This window comes from Micromonospora sp. NPDC005806 (genome assembly GCF_042871425.1).
In the GTDB taxonomy this organism is placed as follows: domain Bacteria; phylum Actinomycetota; class Actinomycetes; order Mycobacteriales; family Micromonosporaceae; genus Micromonospora.
In genome coordinates, this window is record NZ_JBIAIL010000001.1 from 506,078 (window position 1) to 515,840 (window position 9,763).

Consider the following 9,763-nt stretch of genomic DNA (forward strand, 5'->3'; position numbering starts at 1 on the left):
CGAGGAGACGGCGGCAGCTTCTACTCCTGGGTGAAGGGCAGGACCGGAACCGAGGAGCAGATCGATGACGAAGGTTACGACCGGAGCGACCATGTCGTTGGACGGCTACATCGCGGACGCGTCGCACGGTGGGTTCGAACACCTCTTCCAGTGGTACGCCAACGGCGACGTCGAGACGCCGACGGCCACCCCCGGCATGACGCTGCGCACCTCGGCGGCGAGCGCGGCACACCTGCGTGCGCTGAACGAGCGGACCGGCGCGCTCGTCGTCGGCCGGCGGCTGTTCGACATGACCAACGGCTGGGGCGGCCGGCACCCGATGGATGTGCCCGTGGTCGTCGTCACGCACCGCGTGCCGGAGGGCTGGGACCGCGAGAGCGATTCGTTCGTGTTCGTCACCGACGGCATCGAGAGCGCGATCGACCGGGCGAAGGCCCTCGCGGGCGACAAGCAGATCGGCGTCAACGGCGGCACCATCGCGACTCAGGTGATGCAGGCGGGCCTGCTGGACGAGGTCCACATCGATCTCGTCCCGGTCCTGCTCGGCGACGGCATCCCGCTCTTCGCCGACCTGAAGATCGCCCCCGTCCAACTGGAGGGGCCCACGGAGGTCGTCCAGGGCAACGGCGTCACCCACCTCGCCTACCGGGTCCGCAGGACGGGCTGACGCTCCAGGCTGGGGGCGGCCGCCGACCCGTCCGCCCTCAGCCGGGCCGTCCCCGCGGCATGCGCCGGGGCGACCGCCCGCCCACCGCGTCGCCGAACACCACCCCGGCCAGCACCAGCACGACGAGGGCGGTGACCAGCACCGGGGGCCAGCCGCCCAGCCACGGCATCGCGGCCGCGAGGACCAGCAGCCAGAGCAGCCGGTGCCAGGGGACCGTGCCGATGATCCGGTACGTGAACACGGTGCGCCCGAGCAGGAACAGCGCCGGCCCGCCGAGGATCAACGCGATCCAACGCGCCGGGGTGTCGCCGGTGGGCCGCTCGACGACCAGGTCGAACCCGGCGGCAGTGCAGACCACGCCGCTCAGCATGACCAGATGGGTGTACGGCGCCAGCCGGGTCGCCCGCCGGAGCACCCGCGGGGCGGAGGTCCGCACGATGGAACCGGCGCCCAGGACGTAGATCTGCCAGAGCAGCAGCATGGCGGCGAAGGCGGCCAGGAAAGCGGCCGACCGGGCGCGGGTGAAGTCGGCGGTGCTGATCTCCAGGGTCGGCACCAGGATGATGTCGCCGAGCGCCAGGATGACGAACTGCTGGTACCGCTCACCCAGGTGCTCGGTCGTCTTCTCGTACTGCCAGGTCGGGACCCGGCCGAGCCGGGGCGTGGGATAGCGGACCGCAGCCGAGACGTAGTCGATCGTCACCGCGACGGCCCAGAGCGTCCCGCGCCACCCGTCCGGCAGCAGCGCCCCGCCGATCCAGAACACGCCGGAGACCAGGAACCAGAAGAGGAAGCGTGCGGCCCGCTCCTCGGCCCGGTGCCGGTGCCGGCGCTTGTGCTGATGCAGCACGCTCACCAGCACTACACCACGGACCAGGTGCGGGGTCACGTACCCGACGGCGAAGAACAGCGCGTGCGCGTCAGCGGCCAGCGCCCCCGCCGTCACCACGGCGCCGAGCATGGTCACCATCAGGATCCCCTGGATGGGCCGTTGGTCGGGGTCGTAGAAGTCGGTGGTGGTCGAGGTGATCGACCAGGTCCACCAGACCGCCATGAGGATCAGCACGACCCGCCCGACGCCGCCCCACGAGCTCCGCTCGGCGATCTGCATCGAGATCAACGCCAGGGCGGCCACGAAGACCACGTCGAAGAGCAGCTCCAGCAGGGTCGCCCGGGTCGACCCGCTCGGCCGGCGGACCAGCTCGCTGCTGCCTCCGGTCGTCATGCCCGGCCTCCCGCCGCCCGTGACGCCGCACCCCCCAGGATTATCGGTGCCGGGGGCTGCGCCGCGCCCAATTCCAGCGGTATTGATCTCGGCCGCCGGAGGCGAGCAGCGCGCCGGTGAGCAGTCGGTAGCTTCTCGGGTAGTCACGACTCAAGGAGCAACGACATGCACCAGCTCAGCTACGGCGAGGTCAAGGCCGCCCGTGACCGGATCGACGGGCGCGTACGCCCTGTCACCCTTGCCCCGCTCGACCCCGGAACGATCCGTACGGTTCGCAGCCCCTCGGACGACCGCGAGCCGGAGCCGTGCGAGGTGTGGCTGGCGCTGGAGTACATGCAGCACACGGGCTCGTTCAAGGCCCGCGGCGCGCAGAACTTCATCCAGGCCCACCGCGACGCCGGCACTCTCCCCGAGGCTGGCGTGACCATCGCCTCCGGCGGTAACGCCGGGCTGGCGTGCGCGTGGGCCGCCCAGCAGCAGGGCATCACCGCAACCGTCTTCCTCCCGGCGACCGCCCCGGCGGTGAAGGTGGCCAGGCTGCGCTCCTACGGCGCCGACGTCCGCCTGGTCGGCGCCGAGTACGCCGAGGCCCTGGCCGCATGCGAGGACTTCGCCGCCGCGACCGGAGCGCTCGCCTCCCACGCCTACGACCACCCGCTGATCGCCGCCGGGGCGGGCACCCTGCTGGAGGAGATCCACGCCCGTGTCCCTGATCTGGACACCGTGGTGGTCGCCGTCGGCGGCGGCGGACTGTTCGCCGGCGTGGCCACTGCCGCCCGGCACCACGGCATCCGGACCGTCGCGGTCGAGCCGGAGAACTGCCGGGCGCTGAATGCCGCGATCGAGGCCGGTCATCCGGTCGACGTGAGCGTGGACTCGATCGCCGCTGACTCCCTTGGCGCTCGCCGTGCCTCCGCGATGGCTCTGCACGCGGCCCAGCAGGACGGCGTGCAGTCTGTCCTGGTGTCGGACAACGAGATCGTTCGTACCCGCCAGGCCCTGTGGGACCACCGCAGGGTGGCGGTCGAGCACGGCGCCGCCACCGCCCTCGCGGCGCTGACCGCCGCGCCCCGGATTGCGTCACGCCAGGACCTACCGGTCCCGCCGCTCACGCCGAGCCGCGGCTACCAGCCGAGGGGCGGCGAGAAGATCGTCGTCGTCCTCTGCGGGGCGAACACCGACCCGAGCAACCTGGTCCACGACCCCGGCGCCGGCTGAACCTCGACCGGCAATCGTCCGAGGCCGGACGATCCTGCCCGCCTCGTGGAACGGCAACCCTTACCGAGCCATGGTCACGGTGGCGGTGAGCCCGCTGTCGGTCGGTTGCAGGGTGAGCGCGTCGGTGAGGCGGCGGGCCATCCAGAGCCCTCGGCCGCCGATGCCGGTGGGCGGGGTGTCGGGGATGCGTGGGAGTTGGGTGGGGCCGCCGTGGTCCTGCACTTCGCAAGTGATGGCGACCTGCCCCCGGGGTCGTAGCACGACGCTGCCGTGGCCGCCGCCGTGTCGGACGGCGTTGATGATGAGCTCGTTGACGGCCACGACGAAGTCGTCGAGCCGGTCCCCGGACAGGCCGGCAGCCGCTGCCCGAGCGGCGATCACGTGGCGGAGGGCGATGAAGTTGTCGCCCGTGAAGGAGACGGAGAGCAGCGCTGCCTGTCGCACCGGCCCATACCGGGGCGGGGGACGATTGTGAACTGTCATGTTGCCTGCCGACCCTGCCTCAGGTCGTTCCCACCCACGTCGGAGGGAAGTGGTGCGTGGCTGGGTAGGCGGAGGGCGATGACGGCGATGTCGTCTTCGTTTGCTGGGCCGGAGACGGTTGCGATGACCGTGTCGGCCAGCTCGTCCAGGGGAAGGTGCGCGTGGTCGGCGAGGCACGAGTGCAGTCGTGCGGTGCCTTCTTCGAAGGTCTCGGAGCGGCGCTCGATCAGCCCGTCGGTGTAGAGAAGCAGTGTCGATCCGGGGGACAGCGGCTGCTGGTGGTTCGTGCGGCGAACACGGGGATTTGCGCCGAGCAGCAGATCGCGGCCGGGCAGCGTCCGTACGCTGCCGTCGGGGTCGACGATCACCGGCGGCGGGTGGCCGGCGTTGGACCATCGCAGCAGGTGGGAGCCGTCCGGCGTGGCTTCGACGTAGGCCAGGAACACTGAGGCGATCGAGTGGTTGCCGAGCAGGTGGTTGGCGTTGTCGAGGCGCCGGAGCAGGGCCGACGGCGGTTCGTGCCGGTCGACAAGGTAGCCGCGCAGGATGGAACGCAGCTGCCCCATCTGCGCGGCGGCATTGATGTCGTGTCCGGCAACGTCCCCGATAGCGACGGCAAGGGCTGCCTTATCGATCTTCACCCCGTCGTACCAGTCGCCGCCTACCTGGTCGCGGTGGTGTGCCGGCTGGTAGCGGGCCGTCAGCTCCAAGGGTTCGAATGGCGGGAGTTGGCTGAGCATTGCCCGTTGCAAGGTCCTGGCCGCATCGACGCGGTCCTGGAGGTGGCTGGCCCGTTGCAGGGCGTGGGCGACGTAGCCGGCGAGTGAGGTGATGACGGCCTGTTCGTCGACCTCAAGGGGATGGGGTTGCGGCCAGGCGAAGAACAGGGCACCCATGGCCTGACTGCTGCCCGGCAGCGGCGCGGCGGCAATGGCATGCCAGCCCACCGCTCCGATTGCGTCGGCGAGATGCGGGTAGCGGGCAAGAATCGATGCCCTGTCATCGAGGAAGACGGGCATGCCGGCGCGTACGGCGTCGGCCGCCGGCAGCGGGTCGCTGACCGAGATCGGTAGCCACCTGGCAACCGCCGGCGGCAGATCGGTGGGACCGATCAGACCGATCTTCTGCTCATCCCGGATCAGCAGCCCGACATAGGACGGGCCGAGTGTGCCGCTGACCAGGTTGCCCACGGCGGCAACGACGCCGTCACGCGTATCCGCGTCGGCCAATGTGGTGCTGGCGGCGAGCAGGACCTGGCTACGGTCGAGGGCGAGCGCCAACCGGGCGGACAGCCGCTCGGCCATGGTCTGGGCGGCGACCCTCGCCTCCAACTCACGCTGGGCTCGGTTGGCAACGATGCGTAGCCGCAACTTCGCCGAACAGGCGGCGGCCAGATCAGCCAGCAGCGCAAGCTCGGCGTCGGTCCAGCTCCGGGGCGAGGTGTCGATCGCGCACAGGGAACCGAGAATATTCTCCTCTTCGTCGAACAGCGGCATCCCGGCGTAGCCCACGACCCCGAGATCCTCGATAGCCGGGTTGTCGCACACCCGATCATCGCCACGAGCATCGCTGATCACGAGAGGCTTGGCCGACGTCACCACCCGTTGGCAGAAGGAGTGGCTCAGCGGTGTCTGCCGGGTGGTAGCCCACGGCTGGCCCAGCCCGGTCGCGCCGGGGAAGTACTGACGGACCTCGTCGACAAGCGATACCAGGGCAATCGGGACGCCGATGACCTTCGCCACCATGCGTGCGAACCGATCCAACGCCTCGTCCGGTGCAGCAACCAGCGCAGTCGCCCGAACCGAGGCCAGCCGGTCCTCATCGTCCAACACGCTGCCCCGCCCTGAAAAAGTGCGCCGCCCGACCGGGGCCGGCGTCGGCCAACCTACCCGTGGCCCACCTTCCTACCCAAGCGTCCCAGCCAGAACACACCGGTACCCGGCCAGGTGACGGACCCCAGGTGGTCGCCCGAAGGCCAAACACCTACCGATAGGCCAGAGACGAGGGGGGTTGACCGGTTTCCCGGCCCTTGAGCCACCTGTGCCAATCCTCCCCCGATCGCATCAGGGGTGGAGAGTAGGTAAGACCGCCGCGGAGCGCGCAGTGGAGAGCCAATAGCAATGCAGCCTGCGCGTCAGCTGCGGCACGGGGACAGGTCGGGCGCCATCCGGCGGATAACCAGCCCGTCCCGGTCGTGATATTCGAGAACAATGTCAGGTTGATCGTCGGCGTCCGGGGCTCCCTCGTCGGCCTGCTGGTGACTGACCGCGCCACCGGGCCCCGCCGGGTCGCCAGCGGTCACGTCGATATCAACGCGCCGCACGTCGTCGCCGGTCTGAGCGAACGGTTCGCTGGTGATTACCGCAAGCGCCGACTCCCCGTGCTCGGACGGTGCGCCGGCGGCAGACGGGTTGGGCCTCGAGACCAGGCAGCGGCATGCCAGACCGCGAGCGTGCAGCGCCCGCACAAGCTGACCGACGAAGGGAAGAAGCGAGTCGGGACAGGTGACCGCCACTCGCAGACCCCTGCCGGCCGCCGCAGCCACGATCGAATCGGCGACGGCCGACAGCACCTCCCGCTCACGTGCGATCGAGGAAAGATCAGGCACAGTGACTCCCTTCCACCCAGACTTGCCGTCACCTGCCGCCTCAACGCGTGATGACGATGCGGCCCGGGCCTTTCAGGTATGGCCCCGGCTCCGTCGCCGGCCTGAATTCCATCCCTGCCAGCAGCACAAGCGCAGCGAATGCGGGCTCTTGTTACACCGCCCTAACGAGACCGGCTGTCCCGGCGAGCTCTACAGCTCCAAGTGGGCAGGACGTCGACCGGCTCCGGGGCCGGCGTGTTGACGGACTTCCGTGATAAATCGGTATCAGGACCTGCGTGACGCTCCACGGAACCTGGGATCCGCGACGCAGCTAAGGGTCCGTCCGCCAGGCGGTTGGGCCGACCAGCATGGCGGAGGGGCAGACGCCCTGATCGGTTCACCGTAGGCTCCGGGCATGCTCCGTCCCTCCCCATGCGGCGGCAGAGCCCGGCTGGCGAGACTCGGCCGAGGCCGGTACGTGTGACGGCCACTCCGCCACCGTCTTCGCCCGACCCGGAGCGGACAGGACCGCAGCAGATGTCACCATTGCCGGCTGCGCTGCCGCCACGCCCGCCGTCGGCCAAGCGTGGGCGGATCGCCGCCGGTATCGGCATCGCCCTCGCCGGCCACCTGCCCGCAAGCGGCCTGTGGCTTCTCTCGTTCTACACGTTCGTCTACTACGCGAGCCCGGACTCGCTGTTCATGGTGGACTGCCTGGTAATACTCCTCCAGTTGGCCCTGTTCGCCTGCTGCGCCGTGACGGGCAGTGTGTTGGTCAGGCGCGGCGATCGCGGCCTCGGACTGGGCCTGCTCGTTGGTTGGGTCACCGGCATCGTCGCGCTCGTGCTGGCCACCGCCCTGATCGCCTGCTCCGCGCCGGCTACCTGATCGTTCAGCCGCACCTGTCACGGAGGTCCCGAGACCGATCTGTAAGGCCATGTCGCCTCGGTCAACTCCTCAGGAACGCGAGCAGATCTTTGTTGACCTGGTCCTGGAGCGTGGAGGTGATGCCGTGCGGCGCGCCGGGGTAGTAGATGTCCTTGGCATTCGCGATGAGCTGAGCCGTCTTCCGCGCCGAGTCCTTGACCGGGACGATCTGGTCGTCCTCGCCGTGCAGCACCAGGGTCGGGATGTCGAACTTGGCGAGATCGTCGCGGAAGTCGGTCTCGGAGAAGGCCTTGATGCTCTCGTACGCGTTCCACAGGCCGGCCTGCATGCTCCACAGCCAGAACTGATCGAGGATCCCCTTCGAGACCTTCGCGCCCTGCCGATTGGCGCCGTAGAACATCTGCGCCAGGTCCTGGTAGAACTGCGACCGGTCCTTCATCAGGTTGGCGCGCATCTCGTCGAAGACGTTGAGCGGCAGGCCCTCGGGGTTGTCCGGCGTCTGCACCATGATCGGCGGCACGGCGGAGATGAGGACGGCTTTGGCGACCCGTCCCGTCCCGTGGCGGCCGATGTAGCGCGCGACCTCACCACCGCCGGTTGAGTGCCCGATCAGTGTGGCGCCAGTGAGGTCGAGCGCCTCGATGACCGCCGCGAGGTCGTCGGCGTAGCCGTCCATGTCGTTGCCGCCGAAGGCCTGGCTCGACCGGCCGTGGCCGCGGCGGTCGTGCGCGACGACCCGGAAACCGTTCTGGACGAGGAAGAGCATCTGCCCGTCCCACGCATCCGCGCTCAGCGGCCAACCATGGGAGAAGGTGACAACCGGGCCGGCACCCCAGTCCTTGTAATAGATCTCGGTGCCGTCCTTGGTGGTGATGTAGCTCATGCCGCTGTCCTTCCGATTCGTCACGGTCGGCATGCCGGCCGGACCGGCCGGTACGGCAGCGCCACCGAAATGTCGCAATAGCGGATGCGGCAGCTCCGCGCCCGGGATGTCCGCTTTACCCGATACTAGACAGCAGCCGGCCAGCCAGGCGGCCGGAACGGGCGAACGCGGGCCAGATTGCGGCACACCGACCAGGGCTGCTGAAAGGCAGACGTACCGCACACAGCGGCCGGGCACCCAGCCCGGCCGCGGCGTCACGGTTCGAGATGCTGCCAGTTGGTGCGGCGTAGCTCCTCGGCCAGAGCGGGGACCGCGGACTCGGGAAAACGGCCCGCCCACATGCCGAGGAAGTCTTCGTTGTCCACGTAGAGCTTCCAGTCGCTGATGTTGGCGTGCCGCAGCAGCACGAACGGCACGGGCGACCTGAACGGGTGGAAGTCAGGGTTGTGAACCGACGCCAATTCGTTCCGTTCGTGAAATTGCCCTATCACCACGCCGTCCTGGGCGTAAGAGGGTTTCAGCAGCTGTGCTATCTGAGCGTCGCTCAAAATATCGTTTGCCCGATCCGCCGACACATCCGTGAAAACGACGACGATCGCTTTGAAGGCGATGTCATCACCTTGCACAGGTTCAGCGCGCAGGAGTCTTCCTTTGTAGTCGTTCACGAGCTGGACGACATCCGCCACGCCGCGATTGGCGATCCGCTCTGGAGCCAGCCAAAGCGTGTTGCGCTCCATCGCCCTGCCCACGAAGGGGCATACCGGCCCGCCCCGGCCGAGATCATTGTTGGGCATGGCAACGAAGGTCCTGATCCAGTCTGCGACGACGCGCAGCGCATTGAGATCGCTGTCCGCGAGACCTCTCGTCTTGCTGGTGTCCTCGAGATCCTGGACGACGAGAAGACTGCTGATCTGTGCTGGCATGGGGCTCAAACTACCGGCCGACCTTGCGGCTTGCGGCCGGATCCAGGAATGAACGATGACGGAGGAAGGGGGAGCCACCGTGCGGTGAACGCCTACCTGTTGGCCCGACGGATTTGCGGTTCCCTGCAGGTCGGCCCGGTGGCGCTGCTCGACGTCGACCGGCTGCGGGAGCTGGCTAGTTCGTCATGATCATGTGGCACCGATCCGGCACAACTGAGCGTGCGTAACGGCGGAAGGTGCCGAAAGCCGACGGAAGGCTCGTCGACGGGTAGCGGGAGGTCGGGAAGCTGAGGGTCCAACAGCCTTCCAGCAGTCAGCGCGGCGCCGCCTCGGCGATACAGGGTTTGCCGAGGCGGCGCGGGAGGGTGTTCAGGTGGGTTGGCGTGAGTTGGTGGTGGTCACGCTCGCTTCTTGAAGGTGGACCGTGCCCACAGGTATCCGATGAGGGCGATGGCGACGCACCAGGCGAGGGCGGGGATCACGTCGCTGGTGGCCGGTGCGCCGTTGAGGAGTCCGCGGAGGGTTTCGATGATCGGGGTGAAGGGCTGGTATTCCGCGAATTCTCGGAGTCCGGGTCCCATTTTCTGGGCGGGCACGATGGCGCTGCTGAAGAACGGCAGCATGACCAGTGGCACGGCGGCCAGGCCCGCGGTTTCGGGGGATTTCGCCGACAGTCCGAGGGCGACGGTGAGCCAGCCGGCGGCGACCCCGAGCAGCACGATGATGCCGGCCACGCCGAGCCAGTCGAGGAAGCTTGCCGCCGGGTGGAAGCCGAGCAGGAAGGCCACCCCGACGAGCGCGGCGATGGCGACCAGGTTGGTCAGCACACTGGCGATGACGTGACCGGTCAGCACCGCGCTACGGGAGACGTCCATGACTTTGAACCGGT

10 protein-coding genes are annotated in these 9,763 nt (G+C 68.8%); 3 read left to right on the plus strand and 7 right to left on the minus strand.

Annotated features, from left to right (window positions below; translation table 11 throughout):
• Positions 1-64 precede the first annotated feature (64 nt).
• The gene (locus ACFYOS_RS02480; RefSeq protein ID WP_387135167.1) at positions 65-667 is read left to right on the plus strand and encodes a dihydrofolate reductase family protein; all 603 of its coding nucleotides are present in this window, start codon (positions 65-67) and stop codon (positions 665-667) included.
• Positions 668-704: 37 nt separating this feature from the next.
• Here ACFYOS_RS02480 and ACFYOS_RS02485 read toward each other — a convergent pair whose 3' ends face one another.
• Entirely contained in the window at positions 705-1,892 is a 1,188-nt protein-coding gene (locus ACFYOS_RS02485; RefSeq protein WP_387135170.1) for a low temperature requirement protein A, read from the minus strand.
• Between the two features lie 165 nt (positions 1,893-2,057).
• Here ACFYOS_RS02485 and ACFYOS_RS02490 point away from each other — a divergent pair, with 165 nt between their 5' ends.
• Positions 2,058-3,110 (plus strand): threonine/serine dehydratase, encoded by a 1,053-nt coding sequence (locus ACFYOS_RS02490; protein WP_387135173.1) that lies wholly within the window; start codon positions 2,058-2,060, stop codon positions 3,108-3,110.
• A gap of 60 nt (positions 3,111-3,170) precedes the next feature.
• On the opposite strand, the gene ACFYOS_RS02495 is transcribed toward ACFYOS_RS02490, so the two are convergent.
• From ACFYOS_RS02495 to ACFYOS_RS02505, 3 genes are all read right to left on the minus strand, one after another.
• Entirely contained in the window at positions 3,171-3,554 is a 384-nt protein-coding gene (locus ACFYOS_RS02495; RefSeq protein ID WP_387135176.1) for an ATP-binding protein, read from the minus strand.
• 35 nt (positions 3,555-3,589) lie between these two features.
• The gene (locus ACFYOS_RS02500) at positions 3,590-5,425 is read right to left on the minus strand and encodes a SpoIIE family protein phosphatase (RefSeq protein WP_387135178.1); all 1,836 of its coding nucleotides are present in this window, start codon (positions 5,423-5,425) and stop codon (positions 3,590-3,592) included.
• 302 nt (positions 5,426-5,727) lie between these two features.
• Positions 5,728-6,201: a hypothetical protein gene (locus ACFYOS_RS02505; protein WP_387135180.1), complete on the minus strand. Its 474-nt coding sequence runs from the start codon at positions 6,199-6,201 to the stop codon at positions 5,728-5,730.
• A gap of 516 nt (positions 6,202-6,717) precedes the next feature.
• On the opposite strand from ACFYOS_RS02505, the gene ACFYOS_RS02510 reads away from it, so the two are divergent.
• The gene (locus ACFYOS_RS02510; RefSeq protein WP_387135183.1) at positions 6,718-7,068 is read left to right on the plus strand and encodes a hypothetical protein; all 351 of its coding nucleotides are present in this window, start codon (positions 6,718-6,720) and stop codon (positions 7,066-7,068) included.
• 61 nt (positions 7,069-7,129) lie between these two features.
• Here the strand turns inward: ACFYOS_RS02510 and ACFYOS_RS02515 are convergent, their stop codons facing one another.
• From ACFYOS_RS02515 to ACFYOS_RS02525, 3 genes are all read right to left on the minus strand, one after another.
• Positions 7,130-8,173 carry an alpha/beta fold hydrolase gene (locus tag ACFYOS_RS02515; protein ID WP_387135249.1) on the minus strand — a complete coding sequence of 348 codons (1,044 nt, stop codon included), beginning with the start codon at positions 8,171-8,173 and terminating at the stop codon, positions 7,130-7,132.
• Between the two features lie 32 nt (positions 8,174-8,205).
• Positions 8,206-8,874, minus strand: a complete 669-nt coding sequence (locus tag ACFYOS_RS02520) for a DUF6875 domain-containing protein (RefSeq protein ID WP_387135185.1) — start codon at positions 8,872-8,874, stop codon at positions 8,206-8,208.
• A 398-nt stretch (positions 8,875-9,272) separates the two neighbouring features.
• On the minus strand, positions 9,273-9,763 hold a 491-nt coding region (locus ACFYOS_RS02525), incomplete at its 5' end, for an ABC transporter permease (RefSeq protein WP_387135187.1).